Origin of the sequence: Nostocoides jenkinsii Ben 74, assembly GCF_001046875.1 — a bacterium.
Lineage (GTDB): Bacteria > Actinomycetota > Actinomycetes > Actinomycetales > Dermatophilaceae > Nostocoides_A > Nostocoides_A jenkinsii.
Genome location: NZ_HF571038.1, coordinates 816,214 through 842,146, shown reverse-complemented (window position 1 = coordinate 842,146; position 25,933 = coordinate 816,214). Strand labels below are relative to the sequence as shown.

Annotated in this window: 23 protein-coding genes; 13 read left to right on the top strand and 10 right to left on the bottom strand. The window is 67.8% G+C overall.

Going from position 1 to position 25,933, the window contains the following annotated elements; translation table 11 throughout:
- The first annotated feature begins 8 nt into the window (after window positions 1–8).
- The 7 genes from BN13_RS03930 to BN13_RS03900 all read left to right on the top strand — a co-directional run bounded on the left by BN13_RS03930 (window position 9) and on the right by BN13_RS03900 (window position 8,085).
- The gene (locus BN13_RS03930) at window positions 9–1,091 is read left to right on the top strand and encodes a mannose-1-phosphate guanylyltransferase (protein ID WP_048544601.1); all 1,083 of its coding nucleotides are present in this window, start codon (window positions 9–11) and stop codon (window positions 1,089–1,091) included.
- Between the two features lie 25 nt (window positions 1,092–1,116).
- Complete coding sequence (locus BN13_RS03925; RefSeq protein WP_048544599.1) at window positions 1,117–2,334, top strand: amidohydrolase; 1,218 nt, start codon at window positions 1,117–1,119, stop codon at window positions 2,332–2,334.
- Window positions 2,335–2,451: 117 nt separating this feature from the next.
- Window positions 2,452–3,549, top strand: coding sequence for a BMP family lipoprotein (locus BN13_RS03920; RefSeq protein WP_053079710.1), 1,098 nt, complete (start codon window positions 2,452–2,454; stop codon window positions 3,547–3,549).
- A gap of 188 nt (window positions 3,550–3,737) precedes the next feature.
- Window positions 3,738–5,261, top strand: coding sequence for an ABC transporter ATP-binding protein (locus tag BN13_RS03915; protein WP_235433928.1), 1,524 nt, complete (start codon window positions 3,738–3,740; stop codon window positions 5,259–5,261).
- On the top strand, window positions 5,258–6,370 hold the full coding sequence (locus BN13_RS03910; protein WP_048544596.1) for an ABC transporter permease: 1,113 nt from the start codon (window positions 5,258–5,260) through the stop codon (window positions 6,368–6,370). The genes BN13_RS03915 and BN13_RS03910 overlap by 4 nt, the downstream gene beginning before the upstream one ends.
- Window positions 6,367–7,632 carry an ABC transporter permease gene (locus BN13_RS03905; RefSeq protein WP_048544594.1) on the top strand — a complete coding sequence of 422 codons (1,266 nt, stop codon included), beginning with the start codon at window positions 6,367–6,369 and terminating at the stop codon, window positions 7,630–7,632. The genes BN13_RS03910 and BN13_RS03905 overlap by 4 nt, the downstream gene beginning before the upstream one ends.
- On the top strand, window positions 7,633–8,085 hold the full coding sequence (locus BN13_RS03900) for a cytidine deaminase (protein ID WP_235433927.1): 453 nt from the start codon (window positions 7,633–7,635) through the stop codon (window positions 8,083–8,085).
- A 27-nt stretch (window positions 8,086–8,112) separates the two neighbouring features.
- Here BN13_RS03900 and BN13_RS03895 read toward each other — a convergent pair whose 3' ends face one another.
- Both BN13_RS03895 and BN13_RS03890 read right to left on the bottom strand, forming a co-directional pair.
- Window positions 8,113–8,412, bottom strand: coding sequence for a type II toxin-antitoxin system PemK/MazF family toxin (locus BN13_RS03895; RefSeq protein WP_048544592.1), 300 nt, complete (start codon window positions 8,410–8,412; stop codon window positions 8,113–8,115).
- On the bottom strand, window positions 8,412–8,645 hold the full coding sequence (locus BN13_RS03890) for a ribbon-helix-helix domain-containing protein (RefSeq protein WP_048544590.1): 234 nt from the start codon (window positions 8,643–8,645) through the stop codon (window positions 8,412–8,414). The genes BN13_RS03895 and BN13_RS03890 overlap by 1 nt, the downstream gene beginning before the upstream one ends.
- A 108-nt stretch (window positions 8,646–8,753) precedes the next feature.
- On the opposite strand from BN13_RS03890, the gene BN13_RS03885 reads away from it, so the two are divergent.
- Window positions 8,754–10,037 (top strand): thymidine phosphorylase, encoded by a 1,284-nt coding sequence (locus BN13_RS03885; RefSeq protein WP_048544588.1) that lies wholly within the window; start codon window positions 8,754–8,756, stop codon window positions 10,035–10,037.
- Window positions 10,038–10,150: 113 nt separating this feature from the next.
- Window positions 10,151–11,251 (top strand): adenosine deaminase, encoded by a 1,101-nt coding sequence (locus tag BN13_RS03880; RefSeq protein WP_048544586.1) that lies wholly within the window; start codon window positions 10,151–10,153, stop codon window positions 11,249–11,251.
- A 4-nt stretch (window positions 11,252–11,255) separates the two neighbouring features.
- Here BN13_RS03880 and BN13_RS03875 read toward each other — a convergent pair whose 3' ends face one another.
- Entirely contained in the window at window positions 11,256–11,888 is a 633-nt protein-coding gene (locus BN13_RS03875) for a uridine kinase family protein (RefSeq protein WP_048544584.1), read from the bottom strand.
- A gap of 58 nt (window positions 11,889–11,946) precedes the next feature.
- On the opposite strand from BN13_RS03875, the gene BN13_RS03870 reads away from it, so the two are divergent.
- Complete coding sequence (locus BN13_RS03870) at window positions 11,947–12,468, top strand: glycine cleavage system protein R (protein ID WP_048544583.1); 522 nt, start codon at window positions 11,947–11,949, stop codon at window positions 12,466–12,468.
- Window positions 12,469–12,709: 241 nt separating this feature from the next.
- Here the strand turns inward: BN13_RS03870 and BN13_RS03865 are convergent, their stop codons facing one another.
- The 3 genes from BN13_RS03865 to deoC are packed head-to-tail and all read right to left on the bottom strand — an operon-like array spanning window position 12,710 to window position 16,050.
- Window positions 12,710–13,594, bottom strand: coding sequence for an aldehyde dehydrogenase family protein (locus BN13_RS03865; RefSeq protein WP_048544581.1), 885 nt, complete (start codon window positions 13,592–13,594; stop codon window positions 12,710–12,712).
- Window positions 13,591–15,036: an aldehyde dehydrogenase family protein gene (locus tag BN13_RS03860; protein ID WP_048544580.1), complete on the bottom strand. Its 1,446-nt coding sequence runs from the start codon at window positions 15,034–15,036 to the stop codon at window positions 13,591–13,593. Before BN13_RS03860 ends, BN13_RS03865 begins: the two co-directional genes overlap by 4 nt.
- Before the next feature lie 12 nt (window positions 15,037–15,048).
- On the bottom strand, window positions 15,049–16,050 hold the full coding sequence (deoC, locus tag BN13_RS03855; RefSeq protein ID WP_084733547.1) for a deoxyribose-phosphate aldolase: 1,002 nt from the start codon (window positions 16,048–16,050) through the stop codon (window positions 15,049–15,051).
- Between the two features lie 165 nt (window positions 16,051–16,215).
- Between deoC and fucP the strand changes: the two genes are divergently transcribed.
- Window positions 16,216–17,562, top strand: a complete 1,347-nt coding sequence (gene fucP, locus BN13_RS03850; RefSeq protein WP_235433926.1) for an L-fucose:H+ symporter permease — start codon at window positions 16,216–16,218, stop codon at window positions 17,560–17,562.
- Between the two features lie 8 nt (window positions 17,563–17,570).
- Window positions 17,571–18,857, top strand: a complete 1,287-nt coding sequence (locus BN13_RS03845) for an ABC transporter substrate-binding protein (protein ID WP_048544576.1) — start codon at window positions 17,571–17,573, stop codon at window positions 18,855–18,857.
- Window positions 18,858–19,058: 201 nt separating this feature from the next.
- Here the strand turns inward: BN13_RS03845 and BN13_RS03840 are convergent, their stop codons facing one another.
- The 3 genes from BN13_RS03840 to BN13_RS03830 form a co-directional block, all read right to left on the bottom strand.
- On the bottom strand, window positions 19,059–20,261 hold the full coding sequence (locus tag BN13_RS03840) for a S53 family peptidase (protein WP_053079709.1): 1,203 nt from the start codon (window positions 20,259–20,261) through the stop codon (window positions 19,059–19,061).
- Between the two features lie 22 nt (window positions 20,262–20,283).
- A complete protein-coding gene (locus BN13_RS03835; RefSeq protein ID WP_157038417.1) occupies window positions 20,284–22,440 on the bottom strand; it encodes a hypothetical protein in 2,157 nt (718 codons plus the stop codon).
- A 95-nt stretch (window positions 22,441–22,535) separates the two neighbouring features.
- Complete coding sequence (locus tag BN13_RS03830; protein ID WP_048544573.1) at window positions 22,536–24,206, bottom strand: phospho-sugar mutase; 1,671 nt, start codon at window positions 24,204–24,206, stop codon at window positions 22,536–22,538.
- 119 nt (window positions 24,207–24,325) lie between these two features.
- Here BN13_RS03830 and BN13_RS03825 point away from each other — a divergent pair, with 119 nt between their 5' ends.
- Window positions 24,326–24,739 (top strand): hypothetical protein, encoded by a 414-nt coding sequence (locus BN13_RS03825; RefSeq protein WP_048544571.1) that lies wholly within the window; start codon window positions 24,326–24,328, stop codon window positions 24,737–24,739.
- A gap of 211 nt (window positions 24,740–24,950) precedes the next feature.
- On the opposite strand, the gene BN13_RS03820 is transcribed toward BN13_RS03825, so the two are convergent.
- Complete coding sequence (locus BN13_RS03820; RefSeq protein WP_048544569.1) at window positions 24,951–25,790, bottom strand: purine-nucleoside phosphorylase; 840 nt, start codon at window positions 25,788–25,790, stop codon at window positions 24,951–24,953.
- Window positions 25,791–25,933: the final 143 nt, after the last annotated feature.

The window sequence follows — 25,933 nt, the reverse complement described above, 5'->3', positions numbered from 1 at the left end:
TGCCGGGCATGGCCGCGCCATACACATCCTTCTGTGCCGTCATCCCCGCCGGTGGGGCCGGGACCCGTCTGTGGCCGGTGAGCCGAGCGGGCAGCCCGAAGTTCCTGCACGACCTCACCGGATCTGGGCGAACCCTGTTGCAGGACACCGTCGATCGCCTGGCGCCGCTCGCCGGTGACCGCGTCCTAGTGGTGACTGGCGCGGCGCATGCCGACGCCGTGCGCGCGCAATTGCCCGGCCTCCGGCCGGACAACGTCCTGATCGAGCCATCGGCTCGGGACTCCATGGCCGCTATCGGCCTCGCCGCCGCGGTTCTTGAGGCCCGCGACCCCGACGCGATCATCGGCTCATTCGCCGCCGACCACGTCATCTCCGGCGAAGCCGCTTTCGGCGAGTGCATCGGGGAAGCGATCGGCGCCGCGGCCGATGGGTATCTCGTCACCATCGGCATCACGCCGACCCACCCGGCCACCGGATTCGGCTACATCCAGTCCGGTCGTCCGCTGGCCGGCTACCCCACCGCGCTGCACGTGCGTCAGTTCGTCGAGAAGCCCGATGCGGAGCGGGCGGCGGCCTACGTCCAGACCGGCGAGTTCCGGTGGAACGCAGGCATGTTCGTCGTCCGGGCGAGTCGTCTATTGGAGTTGCTCTCGGCGTACCAGCCCCGCTTCACCGAGTCGTTGCGGGCCATCGCCGCCGAACCGCAGCGGCTGGACGAACTCTGGCCCACCCTTCCGAAGATCGCGATCGACCACGCCATCGCCGAGCCGGCGGCCGATGCTGGTCAGGTCGTCGTGGTGCCCGGGTCCTTCGGCTGGGACGACATCGGCGACTTCTCCTCGCTCGGCGCGATGATCGCTCCGGGGGCGGACGGCGTCAGCGTCGTGGGCGACGCCAACCTGGTCGAGGCGTTGGACGCGACCGGCATCGTGGTGCCGGAAGCCGGTCGCCTGGTGGCGCTGCTCGGCATCGATGACATCGTCGTCGTGGACACCCCGGACGCCATCCTGGTCACCACGCGCGAGCGTGCCCAAGAGGTCAAGACGATCGTCGAGCGGCTCAAGGCGTCGGGCCGAGGGCAGCTCACCTGACGATGCGCCGTAAAATCGACAAGCGATGATCCCTGCTACTCCCTTCACCGGGCTCTGCGATGCCATCGAGTCCCGGCGCTCCGAACTCGTCGACATCCGGCGCGACCTCCACCAGCATCCCGAATTGAGCCACCAGGAAAAGCGGACCACGGCGGTCTTGGCGGACCGACTGGGGCAGGCGGCCATACCCGTGCGGCGGTTGCCGGGCACCGGTCTGATCGCCGACCTTGGCCCGGCCGATGCGCGCTTCCGCGTGGCCCTGCGGGCCGACATCGACGCGCTGCCGGTCCGGGAGCGAACCGGCCTCGACTTCGCCTCGATCAGCCCGGACGTATGCCACGCGTGCGGCCACGACGTCCACACCACCGCGCTTCTCGGGGCGGCGCTGGCCCTGGGCGATCTGCGCGACTACCTCGATGCCACCGGCACCGCGGTGAGGTTCTTCTTCCAGGCGGCCGAGGAGTCCATCCCGGGCGGCGCCGACGACATCATCGCCGAGGGAGGAATGCTCGGGGTCGACGCGGCATACGCCTTGCATTGCGACCCCGGTCTCGACGTAGGTCAGGTGGGGCTGCGGGAGGGGGCGCTCACGGCGGCCTGCGACCGGCTCACGGTCAATCTCAAGGGGCACGGCGGTCATACGTCCCGTCCGCACCTGACCGAGGACCTCACGTTCGCGCTCGCCAAGGTTGTCACCGACCTGCCCACGGTGCTCGCGCGCCGCGTCGATCCGCGGGCGTCCGCGTTGATCGTGTGGGGACAGGTCCACGCCGGCCGAGCGGGCAACGTCATCCCGTCGACCGGGTTCGCGGAGGGCACGCTGCGCGTCCTCGATTCGGATGTATGGCGCGGCCTCGCCCCGCTGCTCGAACGGATCGTCGATGAGGTGACGGCTCCCTTCGGGGTCCAAGCCGAACTCACCCACGTCCAGGGGGTCCCCCCGGTCGTGAACACCGCCGCCGCCATCGGCGACCTGCGGTCGGCCGTGGCAACCGTTGGTCTCAAGGCTGTGCCCACCGCCCAATCGATGGGTGGCGAGGATTTCGCCTGGTATCTGCATCACGCCTCCGGCGCGATGGCGCGGCTGGGCACGCGCACCGCGGGCGGACGCACCTACGACCTTCACCAAGGGGATTACATCGTCGACGAGCGGGCCATCGAGGCCGGCGCCAAGCTCCTGGGCGCGGTTGGCCTGACCGCGCTGGAGCGCTTTCTGGCCGACGCTGACGTCCCGACTTCGTAACGGTTTCGACCTGAGCGCGCCAAGGGTGTGGGAGGTTCGCCGTCGGGGAACCTATCCTTCCGCTTGGTTGGCGCGCGCGTTGGGCGTCACGAAACACCCTGAGTAAGGAGTACCACCTTGCGTCCATTGCTGAAGGTCGCTGCCGCCCTTTCCGTCGGCACCATGGCCCTCGCCGGTTGTGGCAGCAGCACGTCCACGGAGTCCTCGTCCTCGGCAGCGGGCTCCGGCTCCGCGTCCGCGTCGAGCTCTGAGTCCACCTCCGCCGCCCCCGCTGGCGACTCCAAGCTCATGGTCGGCATAGCCTATGACGTGGGTGGCCGCGGTGACCAGTCGTTCAACGACGCCGCCGCAGCCGGCCTCGACAAGGCCGCCGGCGAGTTCGGCTTCAAGCCCCAAGAGGCCACCGCGGTCAACGACGAGAACGACGCCGCCCGTGAGGAGCGCCTCAACCAGCTCGTCGACGCGGGCTTCACGCACATCATCGCCGTGGGCTACGCCTACGCCGGCTCCGTCGGCAAGGTCGCCAAGGAGAACCCGGACGTCCACTTCGCGATCATCGACGACGACTCGGACGACTCCAAGGGTGACAACGTCGCGCAGCTGACCTTCGCCGAGAACGAGGGTTCCTTCCTCGTCGGTGCGGCCGCCGCCCTCAAGAGCAAAGCCGGCCACATCGGTTTCGTCGGTGGCGTCAACGTGCAGCTGATCAACAAGTTCGAAGCGGGCTACGTCGCGGGCGCCAAGGCGGTCAACCCCGACATCAAGATCGAGTCGACCTACCTCACCCAGCCGCCGGACATGAGCGGCTTCGGTGACCCGGCCAAGGGTGAGACCGCGGCCGACGGCATGTTCCAGAAGGGCGCCGACATCGTCTACCACGCCGCCGGTGGCTCCGGTGGTGGCGTCTTTGCCGCCGCCAAGAAGGCCAAGGGCTGGGCGATCGGTGTCGACAAGGACCAGGCGCTGATCGCCGAGCCCGACGTTCGCGACGTCATCTTGACCTCGATGCTGAAGAAGCTCGATGTCGCCGTGTACGAATACCTCAAGGCTGCCCAGGGCGGCGAGGAGAAGTCCGGCAAGATCGTCTATGACCTGAAGGCGGGCGGCGTCGACTACGCCACCACCGGCGGCCACATCGACGACATCAAGCCCAAGCTCGATGAGTACAAGGCCAAGATCGTCTCGGGCGAGATCAAGGTTCCCGACGAGATGTGATTTCCCTGAGGTTTCGGTCGCTCCGACTCGGAAACAACTGAACCTCACGATTACCGAGCGGGGCCCGGGGGACGCGGTAGCGTTCCCCCGGGCCCCGTCGCCGTTGCCGGGTTCCCGCGACCCGATCCACCCCAGGAGCGTGTGCCATCACCGCCGATGCAGCCCAGGCCGCACCCCTCGCCGTCGAGTTGGCGGGCATCACCAAGCGCTTCCCTGGTGTTGTCGCCAACAAGGACATCGCGTTCAAAGTCCGTCGAGGGACCGTGCATGCGTTGTGCGGTGAGAACGGCGCCGGCAAGTCCACCTTGATGAAGATCCTGTATGGCGTGCAGCGCCCCGACGAGGGCACCATCACCATCGAGGGCAACCGGGTCGACCTCCACTCCCCGGCCGACGCGATCAAGGTCGGCATCGGAATGGTGTTCCAGCACTTCATGCTCGCCGACAACCTCACCGTCTTGGAGAATGTCGTGCTCGGGGCCGAGAAGCTCCACGGCATCGGCGGCGCCGCCCGCACCGAGATCAAGCGCATCTCGAAGGAATATGGCCTTCGCGTCAATCCGGACGACCTGGTCGCGGACCTCGGCGTTGGTGACCGCCAGCGCGTCGAGATCCTCAAGGTGCTCTATCGCGGTGCCCGGATCCTCATCCTCGACGAGCCGACGGCCGTGCTGGTCCCGCAGGAAGTCGAGGAGTTGTTCGGCAACCTGCGCGAGCTCAAGGCCGAGGGCCTCACGGTGCTCTTCATCTCGCACAAGCTGGATGAGGTTCTCTCCGTCGCCGACGACATCACGGTGATCCGCCGCGGCACGACGGTGGCGACGGTCGACCCCAAGACGGTCAACGCACGGCAGTTGGCCGAGCTCATGGTGGGCTCGGAGTTGCCGACGCCGGAGACGGCCGAGTCCACCGTCACCGACCGCATCGTCATGCGCCTGACCGACATCACCTTGGCCGGGGGCGAGGGACGCAATCTGCTGACCGACGTCGACCTCGACATCCACGCCGGCGAAGTGGTCGGCATCGCTGGCGTCGAAGGCAATGGTCAGGCCGAATTGGTCGAGGTCATCATGGGGATGCGCGAGCCGACCGCCGGCAGGGTCTTCCTTGGCGACACCGACATCTCCGACTGGGGCGTGCGCGAGATCCGCGAGGCCGGTGTCGGCTATATCCCCGAGGACCGCCATCGCCACGGGTTGCTGCTCGAAGCCCCGCTGTGGGAGAACCGGATCCTCGGACACCAAACTGAGGCCCCCAATGTCAAGGGTCAGTTGATCGACGCGAAGGCGGCCAAGGCCGACACCGAGCGCATCGTCAAGGAGTATGACGTGCGCACCCCCTCGATCTTCGTCACGGCCGGCTCACTGTCCGGCGGGAACCAGCAAAAACTCATCGTCGGGCGCGAGATGAGCCACAACCCAAAGGTGCTCGTCGCCTCACACCCCACCCGAGGCGTGGATGTCGGCGCCCAGTCGTCCATCTGGGACCTCATCCGCAAGGCGCGCCACGAGGGCCTGGGGGTCCTGCTCATCAGCGCCGACCTTGAGGAGTTGATCGGCTTGTCCGACACCATCAAGGTCATTCTCCGCGGACGACTCACCGGTGAGTTCGACCCAGACCATGTGACCAGCCAAGACCTCGGCGCGGCGATGACCGGTGCCGACGGATCGCACGACGAGCACCCCTCGGACACGACCGGAGCAGCCCGATGAAACTCGATCCCAAGCGGGCCCTGATGACGCTGGCGGCGCCGGTTCTGGCGCTGCTGATCGCGGTGGTCCTCACCTCGCTCGTTCTGTTCGCGCTGGGCGACCCCGTGCGCGACGTGTGGATCACGATGTTGTCCGCCCCCAAGCCGCGCCAGATCACCAATATCGTCAACGGCGCGATCGTCCTTTATCTCTCGGCCATCGCGGTCGCAGTCGGCTTCCGGATGAACCTCTTCAATATCGGGGTCGACGGGCAGTACCGGGTCGCGGCCTTCGCCGCGGCGATCTTCGCGGGTCAGGGTTGGCTCCCGGGCTTCCTCAACATCATCGTCGCCATCCTGATCGCGATGCTGGCGGGCGGTCTCTGGGCGAGCATCGCGGCATACCTGAAGGTGAAGCGTGGTGTCTCCGAGGTCATCTCGACCATCATGCTCAACGCCATCGCCACCGGCGTCGTCGCCTGGCTGCTGAACAAGGTCGCAGTGAAGGTTAAGGGTTCCAACGCGACCAACACCCAGGAGATCCCCGAGTCCTCGCAACTCGAGGGCTTCAAGCTGATTCCGGGGGCGAACAACCGGATTTACACGCTGCTGATTCTGGCGATCATCGTCGGCTTCCTCTATTGGTTCATTCTTGGCAAGACGCGATTCGGCTTCGACCTGCGCGCGACGGGGCGCTCCGAGACCGCTGCGGTCGCCAGCGGCGTCAAGGTGCCGCGGATGGTGATGACCTCGATGATCGCCTCCGGGGCGCTCGCCGGGCTCGTCGGTATGCCGCTGCTGTTCGGCCTGGACCATTCCTACGGAACGACCTTCCAGGCCGGGCTCGGGTTCGCCGGCATCGGCATCGCCCTTCTCGGGCGCAACCACCCCGTCGGCATCGCTCTGGCGGCGCTGCTGTGGTCCTACCTCGACACGCAGAGCAATGCCCTCCAGATCCGGGCCGGAGTCGCACCCGAACTCGTCAACATCATTCAGGGCATCATCCTGTTTGCCATCGTCATCGCCTATGAACTGGTGCGCCGGGCCGACATCCGGCTCGAACAGTCCAAGGTCGCCAAGGAGTTGGCCGCCCAGCGAGCCGTCCGGACTCCGGAAGGAGCGCAGGCATGAGCACGGGTTTGACGACGGGGACCGAGCAGGTCCTCGACAGCGCCGAGTCCAAGCGGCGCGGCTTCACCCCGGCGACGTGGGCGCTGCTGGTCTTCGGCGCGGTCTTCATCTTCGCAGTGCTGCGGGTGGTCACCGGGGCCAACGACATCGCGTCGTCCGGCGCCCTAGCGGCGACCTTCGGTCTTGCCGTGCCGATTGCCCTGGCCGGTCTCGGCGGTTTGTGGTCGGAGCGGGCCGGCGTGGTCAACATCGGTCTCGAAGGCATGATGATCCTCGGCACCTGGTTCGCCGCCTTCTTCGCCTATCACTGGGGCCCGTGGGCGGGCCTGATCGGCGGCATCATCGGCGGTTTGCTCGGTGGCTTCATTCACGCACTCGCCACCGTGGTCTTCGGCGTCGACCACATCGTCTCCGGTGTGGCGCTGAACATCATCGGCGTCGGCATCGCGAAATACCTCGCGTCCCGCTTCTTCAACGGGCTGCCCGGCGGTGGGCCCACCCAGTCCCCGCCGCTGAAGAAGATCCCGTCGATCACCGTCCCGGGACTCTCGGACGGCTTGGGCACGATCGAGCGCAAACATTGGTTCTTCGTTTCCGACTTCGCGGCGGTCCTGCGCGCGCTCGTCACGGATGTCTCGGCGCTGACGCTGATCGCGATCGCGTTGTTCGTGGCAACCTGGTGGATTCTGTGGCGCACCGCCTTCGGCCTGCGCCTCCGGTCGGTGGGCGAGTCCCCGTCGGCGGCCGAGAGCCTTGGCGTCAACGTCTATCGCTACAAGTTCCTCGCGGTTCTGGCCTCGGGCGCCCTGGCCGGCCTCGGTGGCGCGTTCCTGACGCTGGTCGCCTCCAACGTCTATCGCGACGGTCAAACGGGTGGACGAGGCTATATCGGTCTCGCGGCGATGATCTTCGGCAACTGGCGCCCCGGCGGGCTCCTGGCGGGCTCGGCCTTGTTCGGCTACACCGACGCCATTCGGCTGCGCGGTGGTGACAGCGTGCACGCCCTGCTGTTGGCGATCGCCGTGGCCCTGGTTCTCGTGGGCATCTGGCAGATCGTGCGCAAGCAGCGGGCCATTCAAGGCGGGGTCGCCATCGTCGTCGGCCTGCTGGTCGCGTGGTGGTTCTTCGCCGTGGATCAGGTGCCGGGCGAGCTGGCGGGCACGACTCCTTACGTGGCAACGCTGTTGGTACTCGCCTTCGCATCGCAACGTCTGCGAATGCCCGCTGCCGACGGACAGATCTATCGCAAGGGCGGCCACTAGGTGACGTCCCGCGGGGGTAGCGGCAGTGGTGACGGCGACGACGTCGTGGGCACCCCGATTGACTGGGAGGGGTTGCGCGTCGCCGCCGTCGACGCGGCGGCGCGGGCCTACTGCCCATACTCCAAGTTCCCGGTAGGCGTTGCCGGCATCACGACCGACGGGCGGGTGTTCTCGAGATGCAACGTCGAGAACGCGGCCTACGGCGTGGCGCTGTGCGCGGAGTGCGGCCTGGTCTCGGCGTTGCACATGGGTGGCGGCGGGCAGTTTGCGGCGGTCTATTGCGTCGGCCGCGACGGTCAGGCGCTGATGCCGTGTGGCCGGTGCCGCCAACTCCTGTGGGAGAACGGCGGCCCCGATTGTCTCCTGATGACTCCCGAGGGCGTGCGCAGCATGCGCGAGATGCTGCCGCAGGCCTTCGGCCCGGCCGAGCTGGAGCGCCTGGCCGAGCGCTGACCCCTCGGGCCAGTGCAGGTCGACGCTTCAGTGCAAGTCGAAGCTGCGCTCGATCACGGCGGTCAGCGTCTTCTCGTCCTCGGGTTCGAGGAAGCCGATTAACCGACCTATCGCCGAGACGGGCACCGTCGTGACGTTGTCGAGGCTTGCCACAGAGTCATGATCGAGTCCGTTGCGCTCACTGAGTGGCACCTCACTGACGATGCCGCGAATTGTGCTGGTGATGGGCGCGACTGTCACGTGGGTGAGGTAGGGGATTGCGCTGGAGCGCGTCAAAATCAGCGCTGGGCGGGCTTTGTCAAGCCGAACCACATGGATCGGACGCATCACTCGATGCCTGGATATCTGCCGACCATCCACGCAGCGAGTGCGTCCATGTCGGGGTCGCTGGGCTGGGCGCGCAGTATGTCGATTTCACGCTGATAGAGGCGACGGCGGAACTCCGCCTCTAGGGCCGACTCGATAAGGGCCGCCCGCGACTTCGCGCCTCCGGAGGCAATGACCGCATCGAGATTGGCAACCAGCCCCTCATCAAGTCGAACGGTGATCTGAATTGACATGTAACTAGCATACCAAACAGGGATTCAAATTGTCTGCCGTAACGCAATGCCCTCTGCCTGACGGTCGCTTGGTATGGACTTCGAGCCGGGTGCTGGCAGGATGCGGCCATGAGCGAAGCCTTCGATGCCGTCGACGTCATCATTGCCAAGCGTGACAAGCGCGAGTTGTCGGACGAGCAGATCCGGTGGGTGATCGACGCCTACACGCGAGGTGTGGTCGCGGAGGAGCAGATGTCGGCGCTCAACATGGCTGTCCTGCTCAATGGGATGACCCGTCGCGAGATCGCAACGTGGACCGACGCGATGATCAAGTCGGGCGAGCGCATGGACTTTTCCTCGCTCAAGAACCCCACTGCCGACAAACACTCGACCGGCGGTGTCGGCGACAAGATCACGCTGCCTCTCGCCCCGCTCGTCGCGGTGTTCGGGGTGGCCGTGCCGCAGCTGTCCGGTCGCGGGCTCGGCCACACCGGCGGCACCCTCGACAAGCTGGAGTCGATCCGCGGTTGGCAGGCCGGGATGTCCAATGAGGCGATGCTCGCCCAGCTCGACGACGTGGGCGCGGTGATCTGCGCGGCCGGCTCCGGCCTGGCCCCTGCGGATAAGAAGCTGTATGCGCTGCGCGATGTCACGGGGACCGTCGAGGCCATCCCGCTGATCGCCTCCTCGATCATGTCCAAGAAGATCGCCGAGGGCACCGGGGCGCTCGTTCTCGACGTCAAGGTCGGCTCGGGGGCGTTCATGAAGAACATCGACGACGCCCGCGAGCTCGCTCGCACGATGGTCGACCTCGGCACCGACGCCGGCGTCAAAACCGTTGCGCTGCTGACGGATATGTCGACACCACTGGGGCTGACCGCCGGCAACGCCATCGAGGTACGCGAGTCCGTCGAGGTGCTTTCGGGCGGCGGTCCGGCCGATGTCGTGGAATTGACCGTGCGTCTGGCGGAGGAGATGCTCGAGGCCGCGGGCAAGGGCGGTCAGGACGTGCGGGCCGCGCTCCAGGACGGCCGCGCGCTCGATGCCTGGAACCGGATGATCCGGGCCCAGGGCGGAGACCCCGAAGCGCCGATGGCCGTCGCCAAGCACAACGAGCAGATCCTCGCCGAGCGCGACGGTTTCGTCACCGCCATGGATGCGTATGCCGTGGGCGTCGCCGCCTGGCGCCTCGGCGCCGGCCGGGCCCGCAAGGAGGACCCGGTGCAAGCCGGGGCTGGCGTGGAAATCCACCGCAAGCCCGGTGACCCGGTCCGCAAGGGCGAGCCCATCCTCACCCTGCTCACCGACACCCCCGACCGCTTCGAGCGGGCCAAGGAGGCGCTCGCGGGCGGCATACAGATCGGCGACGCCGCCCCCAACCCCACCCCCGTGGTCCTCGACCGCATCTCCTGACCCAGAGCCCCAACCCAGCGCCAAAAACCCCAGGCCCCAAACCCAGGCCCACACCCGGCGTCCCGGAGGTGGCCTAGGGACCCGGGAGGGGGCCACGCCATACGCTGTCCATCGTGAGTGACATCGCCGTCAGCCCGGAAATCGCCGCGGCACCCAAGGCCCTCTTGCACGACCACCTAGACGGGGGAGTGCGGCCGCAAACGATCATCGAGATCAGCGACGAGATCGGCTACACCAACCTGCCGCGCACGGATGCGGCGGCGCTCGACCAATGGTTCCGCGAGAGCGCGGACTCGGGATCGCTGGTGCGCTACCTGGAGACGTTCGAGCACACCGTCGCCGTCATGCAGACCCCTGCCGGCCTGCACCGGGTGGCCAAGGAGTGCGCGCTCGACCTCGCCGCCGACGGCGTGGTGTATGCCGAGTCCCGTTACGCCCCGGAGCAACACGTCGCGGGTGGGCTGGCCATGGAGGAGGTCGTCGAGGCGGTTAACGCCGGCTTCCGGGAGGGGGAGACCGAGGCGGCGGCGGCCGGCCGCCCGATCCAGGTCCGCGCGCTTCTGACGGCCATGCGCCACGCCGCCCGATCCCGTGAGATCGCCGAACTCGCCGCGCGCTATCGCGATGACGGGGTCGTCGGCTTCGACATCGCCGGTGCGGAGGCCGGCTACCCGCCCACCCGCCACCTCGACGCCTTCGAGTACCTCCAGCGCGAGAATGCCCACTTCACCATCCACGCCGGCGAGGCGTTCGGTCTCCCGAGCATCTGGGAGGCGATCCAATGGTGCGGCGCGGATCGACTCGGCCACGGCGTACGCATCGTCGACGACGTCGACACCTCCGGTGACGCGCCGGTGTTGGGCAGGCTCGCGGCATACGTCCGAGACGCCCGGATCCCGTTGGAGATGTGCCCGAGCAGCAACCTGCAGACCGGGGCGGCTGCCTCATACGCCGAGCACCCGATCACGCTGCTGAAGGATCTGCGGTTCCGGGTCACCGTGAACACCGACAATCGCCTGATGAGCGGTACCACGCTCGGTCGCGAGATGCAGCACTTGGTCGATGACGCCGGCTGGACTCTCTCCGATATCCGGTGGGCGACGATCAACGCGCTGAAGTCCGCCTTCATCCCCTATGACGTGCGCCTCGCCCTTATCGAGAAGGTCGTCAAGCCGGGCTATGTCGCCCTTGGGGTGCCCGCCTACACCGTCTGACCGCTCACCGGGTGCCGGCGGGGTCGGCTTCCAAGAGCCGTTGAAGGGACCCGGGATCGATGACGGTCGCGCCCTTCCTGGTCGCGCTCGCGAGCACGTCCGGCTCGGCGCGCATCAGGGCCCACCCCCGCCGCACGAGAACGGCTGGCGGTTTGCGGTGCTCCCGCACGTCGCGCACGAGGCGGCGCACCATCGTCACCCACCGGTGATTGGCCACGCACCACGCGCTATGGAGTATGCCGCGCTGCCGCAGCCGCTCGACCAGCTCGGCCGCGAATATTCCCTCGGCGATCAGCAGGTCCCCGGGGGCGGCGCTGACCTCACCTTCGCCGACGCGGCTGCTGGTGCTGATGTCGTACTCCGGGATGACGGCCCTGCCCGTGGTCACGAGGGAGACGAGCGCCGCCTCGGCGGCATCGGCATTCCAGGAATCGGGATGATCCCAGTCGACGATGCCGAGGGAGGGGTGGCGCGGCATACCGGGATCGTCGTGGTCACGATAGAAGTGGTCGAGTTGGATGACCGGCCATCCCCGATGGACGTGGAGGACCTGGGCCAGCCGGGACTTGCCAGCGCCGCTTGGACCGCACAGGAGGACGACGGCGGGGCGGGCTGGCGGGGTCGTCGGGGTGGTCACGAGGGGTAGGTTACGGCGCAGCCGCGCCGCCGGGTGGCTGGCTCGCTACGATCGAGGCGTGCAGACACTCGTGATCTCGATCCTCGGCGAGGACCGCGCCGGACTGGTCAGTTCGCTGGCGGACGTGGTCTCGGCCAATGGGGGCAACTGGGAACGCAGCCAGCTGGCCGAGTTGGCGGGCAAGTTCGCCGGCATCGTCGTGGTCACGGTCCCGGAGGGCAATGTCGAGGCCTTTCGTCAGGCCTTGGAGCCGGTCGCGGCCGGTCTGATCGACTTGCAGGTCGACGACGGTGGGACGGCGGACACCGAGGATGAGGGCGGACACTTCCGGCTGAGCCTGCTCGGCACCGACCGGCCCGGGATCGTCGCGGCGGTCTCGGGGGTGCTGGCTCGACAGGGCATCAACCTCGATGAATTGGCGACCGAGACCCGGGACGCGCCGATGGCTGGGGGCCGGCTCTTCGAGGCCCAGGTCTCGGCCCGGGTGCCGATCGGTGCCGACCTCGGTGCCCTGCGCGAGGAGCTTGAGCGTCTCGCCGACGAGATCCAGGTGGATCTCTTCCTGGAGGACCTGGCCTGACCCCTCGGCGTCAGGGTCGGTCGATCGGGCCGGGATAGGGCTGGATTCCCGGCCCGCCGGGCCACCCGGCGCCACGACCCCTGCACGGTCGACGACCGTGAGAAACCCGTTAGGGATCAGTGGGGCGAGACGCGACGTCGCCGGGTCAGTCGGCGACGTCTCGACCCCGGCCTCCGATTGCTCGGTGGGTCGCTCCATCCTGGCCTCCTCCCGTCCAGTGCCGGCGGCACTGGTGGGCAGGCTACTTTCCCTTGGGGTGCCAGACCGTCTTTGTCTCCAGGTAACTCTCGATCCGATTCAGGCCCGGGCTCAGCGTCCAGTCCGGCTCGACGGCCGATCCGTCGACAATGAGCGGGCGTCGAACACGCTTGAGGTTGTTGGCCGCCGCGCGCTCCAGCTCGGCCCACGCGATGTCGGTGTCCGCGACGCCGGTGAGGTCGATCGCGTTGACGTCACGGTGGGAAGCCAGCCAGGGCGCCATCTCGGCGGGATTGCCCGTGACCAGGTTGACGACGCCGCCTGGGACATCCGAGGTCGCCAGCGCCTCGGCCAGGGTGATCGCCGGGATCGGCCGGTTAAAGCTGGTCACGACCACGGCGGTGTTGCCGGACACGATGACCGGCGCCACGACGCTGACCAGCCCCAGCAGTGAACTGCTTTGGGGCGCAAGGACGGCCACGACGCCCGTGGGCTCGGGTGCCGAGATGTTGAAGTAGGGCCCGGCCACCGGGTTCAGGCCGCCGAGAACCTGCGTGAACTTGTCGGACCACCCGGCGTACCAGACCCAGCGGTCGATGGCGGCGTCGACGGCTGCGGCGGCTCGGGTCGGGTTCAGGCCCTCCGCGGCGCGCACCTCCTCCACGAATTGGGCCTTACGAGACTCCATGACCTCGGCGACGCGATAGAGGACCTGACCGCGGTTGTATGCCGTGGCCCCCGCCCAGCCCGCCTGGGCCTTGCGGGCAGCGACAACGGCGTCACGGGCGTCCTTGCGGGACCCCAGCGCGGCATTGGCGAGGAAGCGGCCTTTGCTGTCGGTGACTTCGTAGGAGCGGCCGGACTCACTGCGGGGGAAGGCCCCGCCGACATACAGCTTGTAGGTCTTCTTGACCTCGACCCGGCTCACGCGCCTTCTCCCGTCGTGACATAGGCGGCCAAACCGTGCCGGCCACCCTCGCGGCCGTAGCCGGATTCCTTGTAGCCGCCAAACGGGCTGGTCGGGTCGAACTTGTTGAAGGTGTTGGCCCAGACCACCCCCGCCCGCATCTGGTCGGCCATCCAGAGGATGCGCGACCCCTTCTCCGTCCAGATCCCCGCCGAGAGCCCGTATGGCGTGTTGTTGGCCTTCGCCACCGCCTCCGAGGGCGTGCGGAAGGTCAGCACCGAGACCACCGGGCCAAAGATCTCCTCCTGAGCGATCCGGTGCGTCTGGCTGACCCCGGTGAAGACCGTCGGTCGGAACCAGAAACCCTTCTCGGGCAACGGACAACCGGTGTCCCAGCGCTCGGCGCCCTCGGCCTCACCGGCGGCGACCAGCGAGGTGATCCGATCGAGTTGCGCGCGCGAGTTGATGGCGCCGACGTCGGTGTTCTTGTCGAGCGGGTCGCCGACGCGCAGCGTCTGCAACCGGCGCTTCAGTCGCCGGTCGACCTCGTCCGCGATCGACTCCTGGACAAGCAATCGGGAGCCGGCGCAGCATACGTGGCCCTGGTTGAAGAAGATGCCGTTGATGATCCCCTCGACCGCCTGGTCGATCGGGGCGTCGTCGAAGATGATGTTGGCGGCCTTGCCGCCCAGCTCCAGCGTCGCCTTCTTGGGGGTGCCGGCGATGGCGCGGGCGATGGCCTTGCCGACGCCGGTCGAGCCCGTGAACGCGATCTTGTCGATGCTGTGATGGTCCACGATCGCCTGACCCGTCACGCCCGCGCCGGTGACGATATTGACGACGCCCGGCGGCAGGTCGGCCTGCTGGCACACCTCGGCAAACAGCAGCGCCGTCAGCGGCGTGGTCTCGGCGGGCTTCAGCACGACGGTGTTGCCGGTGGCCAGCGCCGGGGCGATCTTCCAGGCGAGCATCAGCATCGGGAAGTTCCACGGAATGATCTGTCCCACAACGCCATGCGGGCGCGGGTTCGGCCCCAGCGAGGCGTAGTCGAGCTTGTCGGCCCAGCCTGCGTGATAGAAGAAGTGCGCCGCCGCGATGGGCACATCGACGTCGCGGCTCTCCTTGATCGGCTTGCCATTGTCGAGCGTCTCCAGGACCGCGAACTCGCGCGCCCGCTCCTGCAGGATGCGGGCGATCCGGAAGAGATACTTCCCCCGATCGGCGCCACTCAGCTTGCTCCATACCCGGGTGTATGCCGCGCGCGCGGCCTTGACCGCCGCGTCCACATCCGCGGCGCTCGCCTCGGCAACCTCGGCGAGCACCTCCTCGGTGGCGGGGGAGATCGTCTTGAAGCTCGTGCCGGTGCCATCGACGAACTGGCCGTTGATGAACAAGCCATAGGACGGCTTGAGGTCGACGACGGCCCCGGACTCGGGCGCAGGGGCGTATTCGAACTTCGTCATTGCGGGCCTTCGTCAGTAGAGGCTGGGAGCGTCGTCGGTGATGTAGTCGGCGCCGGAGTAATAGCCGAGCGTCATCCGTTGTCGTTGCAGGAGAAGGTCATTCAGCAGGCTGGAGGCGCCGAAGCGGAACCAGTGATTGTCGAGCCAGGCCTCCCCGGCGACCTCGTTGACGGCGACCAAGAACTTGATGGCGTCCTTGCTCGTCTTGATGCCACCGGCGGGCTTGACCCCGACCATCTCGCCAGTGAGGTCGAGCCAGTCGCGCACGGCTTCCAGCATGATCACGGTGACGGGCAGCGTCGCCGCGGGGGACACCTTGCCGGTGCTCGTCTTGATGAAGTCACCGCCAGCGAGCATCGAGAGCCACGACGCGCGGCGGACGTTGTCATAAGTGACCAGCTCGCCGGTCTCCATGATGACCTTCAAGCGCGCACTGCCGCAGGCTTTTTTCACTTCGGCAATCTCGTCGAAGACGCGCAGGTAGTCGCCGGCGATGAAGGCGCCGCGATCGATGACCATGTCGATCTCGTCCGCGCCGGCGGCGACGGCCTCGCGGGTGTCGGCGAGCTTTACGGCCATACTGGCGCGTCCGCTCGGGAAAGCCGTTGCGACAGCAGCGATATTGACGCCGCTGTCGGTGCCGAGGGTGGCGCGCGCGGTGGCGACCATATCGCCATACACACAAACGGCCGCAGGCCGAGGAGCGGTGAGATCACTCGCGTCGGGGGTGAGGGCCTTGGCGCACAACCCGCGGACCTTGCCGGGGGTGTCGGCGCCCTCTAGGGTCGTCAGGTCGATCATCGAGATGGCCAGGTCGATGGCCCACTTCTTGGAGTCGGTCTTGATCGAGCGCGTGCCCAGTGCGGCCGCGCGGGCCTCGCAGCCGACTTGGTCCACGCCCGGCAGGCCGTGGAGCCAGGCCGTCAGGGCGGAATTGGTCAGTCGGGAGACCCCGAGCAGATCGCGGGCACGGGCGGTGGCGTCGACGGCGGTGTCGACCGGGGTGGAACTCACCGGTTGAGTCTAGGCCCAGGGTGGGTTCTTTCTCGGTCGATCCGCGGTCTCCCGTTGCCGGGGAGACGGGGGAACGCTACGTTCGGACCTAGCGGTTTTCTCCCCCCATCCAGGTCTGGACGACGGCGTCACATTGGGAACCTGTGCGCCGGTTGAGGAGCGGCAGTGAGCACTACGAGGCAAGACCGCCCGGCAACGCCAAGCTCGGTCGGGCCGGTCAAGGAGCCCCTTGTCGGGCCCGGAATGATGGTGCTGTTCGCGGTTCTGGTCGGCTGTTTCACGGCCTGGGGCATCGCGGCGGACCTCACCACCCCGATGGTCGCCGGCTTCAAGCGCATCTTCGAGATGAGCACCTTCCAGGCGTCGCTGGTGCAGTTGGCCTACTTCGGGGCCTACTTCCTGCTGGCGTTGCCGGCGGCCTTTATCAACCAGCGTTTCGGCTACAAGGTCGGGTTGCTGACCGGGCTCGGACTGGCCGCGATCGGGGCGTTCGCCTTCTATCCGGCGAGCAAGATCATGACGTATGAGGCGTTCCTGGTCGCGCTGTTCGCGATGGCCGCGGGGTGCTCGATTCTGGAGACCTCGGCGAATCCGTATGTGATCGCGCTCGGGCCGGAGTCGACGGCGACGCGGCGGTTGAACTTTGCGCAAGCGTTCAACCCGCTGGGCACCAATATCGGTGTCCTGCTTGCCTCGACGTTGATTCTGCCCAAGCTAGAGGACAACCCCGTTGACCTGACCTCGCTCAGTCCCGGGGAGTTGCACACCATCCGGGCCGGGCAACTAGGGGCGGTCATGGGTCCCTATCTCGGGTTGGCCTTCCTCCTGCTGGTGATTTGGCTGGTCATTGCCCTTCAGAAGTCCCCGCCGATCCGGGAAGAGTTCCACTCGGAGGCGTCCGACGGGGATGCCACCGGGGAGAGCATTGCGAAGGTCTTGTGGAGCCGGAAGCGGTATCGCTATGGCGTCATCGCCCAGTTCTTCAACGTCGCCGCCCAGGTGTGCTGCTGGACCTACATCATTCAGTACGTCCAGCAGGCGCTGGATGGCAGTTTGAAGTTGGGTGGCTACCTGTTGCAGGTCAGCCTGATCGTCTTCTTGTTCTCTCGGTTCTTCATGACGTGGCTCATCGGCCGCGTGCGTGCGACGAAGGTCCTCGCGGCGCTGGGGATCCTGGCGGTGGGTCTGTGCCTGATCGCCGTGGTTTCACCCAATGTGGTGGGCGTCGCGGCCATCGTGGCGATCTCGTTCTGCCTGTCGCTGATGTTCCCGACGATCTATGGCGTCGCGCTGCAGGGGCTCGGCCCAGCCACGAAGTTCGGTGCTGCCGGCCTGGTCATGGCCATCGTCGGCGGCGCGATCATGCCACTCGTCCAGGGGCTCGTGATCGACAAGACGACGCCGGCGGTCTCATTCATCGTGCCAGCGGCCTGCTTCGCCGTGGTCGCGGCATACGCCATCTATGACCTGAGGGCGCCCGGCGGCAGCGCCGTCCTCGCCACGGAAGCGTGAGGATCGCCATGTCCCGCAAGCGAATTCAATTTGCAGTCGCCGCCGCGGTCAGCGGCGCCGTCATCCTCGCTGGGTGCGGTGGGCCGACCGAGACCAGCGCCGATAAGGCCACGAGCAACCTCGAAGTGATGTCGTGGTGGACTTCGGCGTCCGAGGCGCCCGCCTTCAAGGTGTTCACCGACGCCTATGTCGCGGCCAACTCCGGGGTGAGCATCTCCAATGCCGCCGTCGCGGGTGGCGCCGGGAGCCAGGCGCGGGTCGACTTGGCCAAGCGGCTCCTCGCGGGGAATCCGCCCGACGTGTGGCAGACGTTCGACGGGGCGGCCACCGCGGCATACGTCCGATCGAAGCAAGTGCGCGACGCGAGTTCGGCGTTCGGGAACGGTGTCAAGGAGGCGATGAACCCCGCGATTCTGGACGCGGTGACCGTCGATGGGAAGCAATACGCGATGCCGACGGGCGCGCACCGCTCAAATGTTCTCTTCTTCAACGCGGCCGCGCTGGACGAGGCGGGGGTGGCTGCGCCGACGGGGGATTACACGCCGGCGGAGTTCGTGGCTGATCTGGAGAAGGTCAAGGTGTCCGGGGGCACGGCGTTGTGCTTGGGCGGCAGGGACGCGTTCACAACGGTCGAGTTGTTTGAGAACGTGCTACTGGCACAGGTCGGCGCTGACGGCTGGCAGAAGCTCACCGACGACAAGTTCGACTGGGGGAGCAAGGCGGTGACCGATGCGCTCGGCACGCTCGACACCCTGTTGGCGTATGCCGATGCCGATGCCGACGAGCAGTCGTGGGACCAGGCGGTTGCCAAGCTCGCCTCCGGGGGATGCGCGTTCCTGACGATGAACGACTCGGCGTATGGCGAACTCGTCAAGGACGGTGCTACCGAATCGAGCGTCGGGGAGGTGGCGTTCCCGGGGACGAGCGATGGCTATCTCGCCGTCGTCGACGTCTTCGTCGCGGCGACGAGTGCGCCTAATGCGAAGAATGCGCTCGGGTTCCTGGCGACCTTGGCCGACCCGGCAGCGAACCTGGAATTCAACAAGATCAAGGGCTCGGTGCCGGTATTGAAGAATGTCGACGTCGCGAGCTTGTCGCCCTATCAGCAGTCGGCGTCCGAGGCGCTGTGGAAGGGCCCGGTGCTGCGCTCGATCACGCACGGTGAGGCGATGGATCCGGCGTTCACGCAAGGCTTCTTCGATGGCGTGAGCGCGTTCGTGCGCACCCGAGATACGAGTGTCTTCGCCAAGAAGCTGAGCGAGGCCGTCAACTCCTATCGCCCCGCCGGGCACTGACTAACCCCAACGGAAAGCCACCCAAGAGGTTTGGGTGGCTTTCCGGCGCTTCGGGAGGGAAACCAGCTGTGGGAAACCCTCCCAAAGCGCCGGGTACTGGGATTGGGCGGGAAAACCGCAGCTAACAACAGGGCCGCGCCCGCTCCCCATACGAGGGAACGGGCGCGGCGTGTTCAGGTGAGTGCGAGTGGGTTGGTCGGCTCAGAGGCCGGCGAGGCCCCGGGGGGAGCCGACGCCGGTGGGGGCGTCGTAGCCCTTGACTCCCGTGCAGAGGTAGTCCTCGCCGCAGGAGCCGTTGCTGCCACCGACGACGTCATAGAACGCGCCGGGCTTGCGATAGGGAACGGAGTTGCTATAGGTCGCGCCATTGCCGGCGTTGCCGATCATGCCCGCGACCAGCGGGGCCGATGCGCTCGTGCCGCCACCGATGATCCAGCCCGGCGGGATGCCGAACGGGTTCTCGTAGGTGTCGTAGATCGCGACGCCCGTGTCGGGGTCGGCCACGGCAGACACGTCCGCGACCGTGCGCATCGCGCAGTGCTTGTCCTTCTGCACCCAACTCTTCGGGACGTATGCCGAGCAGCCGCTCCCCGCGCCAAACCAGACGTCTTCATCGAAGCCGCGGGCGTTGCTGGCTCGGTTGAGCGTTGTCCCTCCGACCGCGAGGACCGTGCGGAAGACCGACGGTGCCTGCGGGGCGGTGAATCCCCAGTCACCGCTGGACGCCACGGCGATGGCGCCGGGTGCCTCGTAGGCATCCTGGTTGGCCCACATACCGCCATACTCCGTCCCGCCGTAGCTGTGCGAGGTGACGGTCGCGCCGAGTTTGCGCGCGGTCCGGGTGGCGGCGGCGAGGTTGTTGTCGTGGTTGTCGTCGGCCTCGACCAGCAAGATCTTGCAGGTGGGACAGCCGGCGGAGACCATGTCGAGGTCCATCGACCCCTCCAAGGCCCAGCCGCCGTCGGCCGCCGGATAGTTGCCCTTCTGACCGCGCTGATTCACCTTCGTGAAGCAGCCGTTGGCGGTGGTGCACGGCGGCAGGCCGTTGACCTTGCGATAGACCGCGAGGTCCTTTTCGGCATTGGGCACATCAAAGGCGATGATGACCGCCACGGTTCCGGTCGAGCCGGCCTTGGGGATGTTGTAGGCCTTGGCCAGGTCCTTTCTCAGGTAGCCGGCCGGTGCCCGGCCACCCGTGCCCGGGTTGACGAACCGGCTCATGCAGTGGGCGTAACCCTGTCGCCGGTCGGCGGCACAGGACTGCAGAGGGCGGGCCGTGGTGGCGGAGTGTCGACCGGCGTCGGCGGAGGCGGAGGCCGAGGCCATGGCGGGCAAGAGACCCCCGCCGACGACCGCGGCAGCAGCGGCGGCCACGACGGCCGCCCGGACGGTGAATGAACGCATGATTGTTGGCTCCTTCTTGTCGTCAGCGGGGCAGCAGGAAGGCGCCGCGAATGGTTTCGGTCAGGGTGGATCCCGCCTGGTCGGTGACGGCGATCTTCAGCGACGCGGACCGTCCGGCGGAGGAGGGGACGGTGACGGACGCGGCATACGTCCCGGCACTGCCGGTGACCGGGGCCGCGACCCAGGTGGTGCCGTTGTAGCTGATCCAGGCCTTGACGCTGGTGACGCCCTTGGGGGTGGCCCGGCCGACCTGCTGGACCGTGATGCCGATGCTCTGCTTGCCCTTGCTGAGGCGGTTGGTCGGGTCGACCTTGGCCGAATAGGTGGCCGAGAGGAAGGGCACGACCTTGCAGGCATCGCCCAAGTCGCAATTCTCGCTCGCCGGGGCCGGGAAGGCCGCCGCGAGCGGTGTCGCGAACTGGGTGGTGAGCGAGGTGGCCAGGGCGAAGATGCCGCCATCGCGCACGCCCGTCTGGGTGCCGCTGACGACCTTGGTGCCGAGGGGCAACTCGGCCGGGTTGTAGCTATAGCCATTGCCGCTGGCGATGACCTTGGTGTCGGCCTTGAGGACGTAGGAGCCGCGCATCTCCATCCCGACCGGGTCGAGATTGCCGATGTGCATCGGGTCGTTGTCGGACATGGGCACGGTGATGACGTTGAGGATGGCGCCCGCGACGCAGGCGCCGCACGGGAGATCCTGCGAGGAGAGGTCGGGACGCAGGAAGCGCAGGTGCAGCGGCGCCTTGCCCCAGCTCTCATTGAGCGTTCCGCCGGCCTTGGCGGGCTTCGGGAAACTGCGGAACCAGCCGGCGGGAGCGAAGGTCTCCAGGTCCAGCGACTGGATGAACTCCCCCTCCTGGTAAGTGCCCGGGACGGCGCTCACCCGGCGTTCGAGCAGCGGGCCAGGCGCCGGCATACTCGCGCCGACGCCGCCGGACGCATCTGTCAGCGTCACCCTGAAGAGCGACGTGGAGAGGTCGCTCGGGCCATAGAACGAGGAGTTGATCGCCATGGTGTTGGCATTGGTGAAGGAGAACTTCACGCGAGAGCCGATGCGACCGCTGGCCTTGCCGTAGAGGTCGTAGCGCTTGGCCACCCCTTCGCTGGTCTGCCAGTTGTCGTAGCGGATGATGCTCTGCTCCCCATGCAGCGGGCCCACGGTCGGCGCGGCCAAGATCGGGGTGTCGCCCGCGGCGAAGAGGAGCGATCTGACGTTGTTGGTGATCGAGTCGGACGAGATCGTCCGGTCCAGCGCGGTCATGGCAAAGGCCGCCTCACCCCAGGGGTTCGAGCTAACGACCGGGGAGGTGGCGGTGCGCAGGTCGACGGTGGCGCTGCGCGGGCCGGAGACGATGAACTCCGGGCCGGGAACCAGATAGCCGGTTTCGACGCCCTTGCGGGTCGCGAAGCCGGAGTCGATCAGTTGATAAGTCCCCTCCGCGACACTGACCTTCCCTACGCCCTTGTAGTTGGTGAAGACGGCGCTCAGCCCCTTGCCGGGGTCGGTCGTGTTGACCACGAAGATCAGGTGCCGCCCCGCTGGCTTGCCGTCGAAGCCCACCGCGCGGACCTCGAGGGTGTGCATCGGCCAGCGGGAGTCGGTGCGCGGTGCGGCCTTGCCCGTCGGGACGATGGACCGCACGCCGGCGAAGAGCGACTCGGCGTCCGTGGTCGCCAGTGCCGCCCCGAGGGCGCGGCTGCTCGCGGTGGTGACATAGCCGTATGCCGTGCGCCCGCTCCGGCTCGCCACCTCCACCCCGGGGACGGCCGTGGGAGCCGAGTCCGCGGCATACGTGATGGTGACGGCGGTGCGCCCGCCCGGGCGGGCGGCGGTGACGTCGAAGAGCGCGAGATCCCAGGTCGAGCCGACCACGGCGGTGAGGCTCTTGGGGATGACATACATCGCGGAGCCGGCACGCACTGCCTGAATCTTCTCGCGAGGGGCGCCGAGGAAGGTCAACGTCGGTGCCCCCGTGGCCGTCGAGCCGACCTGAACGCGGTCGCCGTTGAGCAGCACCGCGATCCGGCTGGCCGGCGTCAGCGACGTCTTGAGCGCGCGGCTGGCCGCGGACGGGCGGCCCTGGTCGGTGCCCGGCGGGGTGGCGCCGGCGGCCGCGGCCAGCAGCCCCGCGGCGGTCACGACCCCCATCCCTGAAACAAGCCCTGTGCGGATCCTCATTCCAACTCCTTTGTCGAGCCGCGCTGTCGGTCCGGCAGCGCAGGGGAGTGGCCCCCGCGGTGATCCAAGCACAGCTATACCGAGTATGTCGAGCCTTAGTTGTCGAGTTTTGTGGCTGCTTCCATGGCCGTCCGAATGGTGGTCAGGCGGTCGGCGGCGCGGCGTCGCGTGGGGCCGAGGTCGACGGCATCGGCGACCGGCTCGATGACCTCCAAATAGATCTTGAGCTTGGGCTCGGTGCCGGATGGGCGAACGATGATGCGCGAGGCATCGTCGAGGTAATAGCGCAGGCCCTCGGTCGGCGGCAGGCCCCCGTCGCCGCGGGCGAGGTCGTCGGTGCGGGCGACGCTGCTGCCCCCGACTTGGGTCAATGGGGTGCCGCGCAGCTTGGCCATGATCTCGCCGATGAGGGAGAGGTCGCTGACGCGGATGGAGAAGGAGTCCGTGGCGTAGACCCCGTGCTGAATAGCGAGTTCGTCCAGGACAGCCTGCAGATCGGAGCCGGCGGCTTTGCGGGTCGCGGCGAGTTCGGTCAACATCAGGGCGGCGGAAACGCCGTCCTTGTCGCGGACGTGATCGGAGTCGACGCAGTAGCCGAGGGCCTCCTCGTAGCCGAACGCGAGGTTCGGGACGCGGCCGATCCACTTGAAGCCGGTGAGCGTCTCCTCGTGGGGGACGCCGGCGGCCGTCGCCATGGCCCCGAGCAGGCGCGAGCTGACGATCGAGTTGGCAAACGGACGTCCGGGGGCGACGCCCTTGGTCAGGACGTGAGCCCCGAGGAGGGCGCCCACCTCGTCCCCGCGCAGCATCCGCCAGCCGCCGGGGCCGGCGATGGCGGCGGCGCAGCGGTCGGTGTCGGGGTCGTTGGCGATGACGAGGTCGGGGCCGGTCTGCTCGGCGAGGTCGAGGGCCAAGTCCATCGCCCCCGGTTCCTCGGGATTGGGGAAGCTCACGGTGGGGAAGAGCGGATCCGGTTCGGCTTGTGCCGCAACAGAAATTGGCTCGGCGAAGCCAGCGGCTGCGAAAGCCTTGCGGATCGTCTCGGTGCCGACGCCGTGCATGGCGGTGTGCACGATGACGACATCGCGAGGGGCGTCCGCAGAGACGACGGTGGCGGCGTCGGCGACGTAGGCGTCGAGGACGTCGTCGTTGAGGGTCTCCCAGCCGTCGTTGACTCGGGGCACGTCGGCGACCGCCGTGACCTTGGCGATCTCGGCGGCGATCAGGCCGTCGATTGGCGGGACGATCTGGGAGCCGTCGCCGACATAGACCTTGTAGCCGTTGTCTTGCGGCGGGTTGTGGCTGGCGGTGACCATGACACCGGCGTCCGCGCCGAGGAATCGGATCGCATAGGCGAGGACGGGCGTCGGCAGCGGTCGGGGGAGGATCGCGGCCGTGCCGCCGGCGCCGACGACGACGGCCGCGGTGTCGCGGGCGAAGACATCGGAGTTGAAGCGAGCGTCGAACCCGATCACGACGAAGGGGTCCGGTTTCTGGGTTTTTAGGTATGCCGTGAGGCCCGCCGCCGCCCGGATCACGACCGCGCGGTTCATCCGATTGGGCCCGGCGCCGAGCGCACCCCGCAGCCCCGCCGTCCCGAACTCCAGCATCCCCGCGAACCGGTCGGCCAGGTCGGCGAGGGCATCCTGGTCGCCGGCCTCCGCGGCGCTGATGACCTCGGGCAACTCGGCCGCGGTTGTCGGGTCCGGGTCATCGCTGGACCACAGGCGAGCGGCGGCGATGAGATCGTCGGGAGCGAGCGGCATACGGACTCCTTGGGGTGGTTGCGGCAGTTCGGGTGGGGCGTGGGCGGTGCGACGGGAGGCTGATCTTTGGGCGACGATAGCCACTGGCGCCGACGCCCGGGGTTCGCCACGATCGTGGGGTGCACCCGTTCGTCCTGGCCGATCGCACCCGGCGCCTGCCGCCGCCGCTGACTGTTGTGTGGGCGGACCTGGTGGCACCGCGCTCGACCGGGGTGCGGTCGTGGCTGCACTTGTTGCCGGATGAGATTGCGCCGCAGGTGATTTCGATGCGCGAGCCGGGGCTTGGTGAAGCGGGGCTTGGTGAGGCGGCGCTCGGGGATGCGGGAGTGGGGGAGATCGTCTGGACATCGCTGTGGCCGGCCCGGCCGGACTTGGTCGTGCTGATCGAGGTGGCGGCGCGGGGCGCCGAGACGGCGCTCCGGTTCCGGCTCGAATCTCCGGTTGCCGTGGACGACCCGTCAGCCGTGGGCCACTATCGACGCCGCCTCAACGAGGTGTTCTTTCGAGACCTCCGTGCCACGTATGGACAGTGACCCCCACTCCCAGCGGTGCTCCGCCCCGGGCCGTGAGGCTTTCGTGCGCGGGTGAGGCCTTTCCGCCCGCGTGAGGCTTTGTTGGCCCTTGGTGAGGCTTTCTTGACGCGGTGAGGCGCTATAACACCTCACCGCGTCAGGAAAGCCTCACCAACCGACGGGAAAGCCTCACCGGAGCACGAAAGCCTCACGTGTATGCCAGCTTCGCTGGCTAGATCCGGCCGACGATCTCGGCGAGGAGTCGGCCGCAGCGGGCGGCGGCGGCTTGGCCGGCCTCGACAACCTCGGCGTGGGAGAGCGGGGTCGCGGAGATGCCGGCGGCGGGGTTGGTGACCAGGGAGATGCCGAGGATTTCGAGGCCGGCCTGCCGCGCGGCGATGGCTTCGAGGGTGGTGGACATGCCGACCAAGTCGCCGCCGAGGATGCCAGCCATGCGGACTTCGGCCGGGGTCTCGTACTGGGGGCCGCGGAACTGCACATACACCCCTTCGTCCAGCGTTGGGTCAACCTCCTTTGCCAGCGCGCGCAGGCGGGGGGAGTAGAGGTCGGTCAGATCAACAAAGGTGGCGCCCTCAAGCGGTGACGCCGCGGTGAGGTTGAGGTGGTCGCTGATCAGGACTGGCGTGCCCGGCGTCCACTCCGGACGCACGCCGCCACAGCCATTGGTCAACACGATCGTGCGGCAGCCGGCGGCGGCGGCGGTGCGGACCGCGTGGACGACGGCGCGGACCCCACGGCCCTCGTAGAAGTGGGTACGCGTACCGAAGACGAGGGCTCGCCGGCCGGTGTCGCCAATCGCGATGGACCGCATCGTGCCGGAGTGGCCGACGACGGCGGCCTTGGCGAAGCCCGGCACGTCCGTGTTGTCGATCGTCGCCAAGGTCTCGCCGATGAGGTTGGCGGTCTCACCCCAACCCGAGCCCAGGACGAGTGCGACGTGATGACTGGCAGCCCCCGTCCGCTCGGCGATCACCGCCGCGGCATCGGCGGCTACATCGAAGGGATTGGCGCCTTCGGCATCTAGCGGGTTCACGGCAACGGTGTCGGTCACCCGCGTAGGGTAGCCGGGCTCAGCGCACCTTTGGGAGAGGACCTAGACATACACAACGGAAGTGGCCCCGCCTCCCGAACTTGAGCACGCCTCCCGAACTTGAGCACGTCTTACGAACTTGAGCACGTCTTGCAAGACGTGCT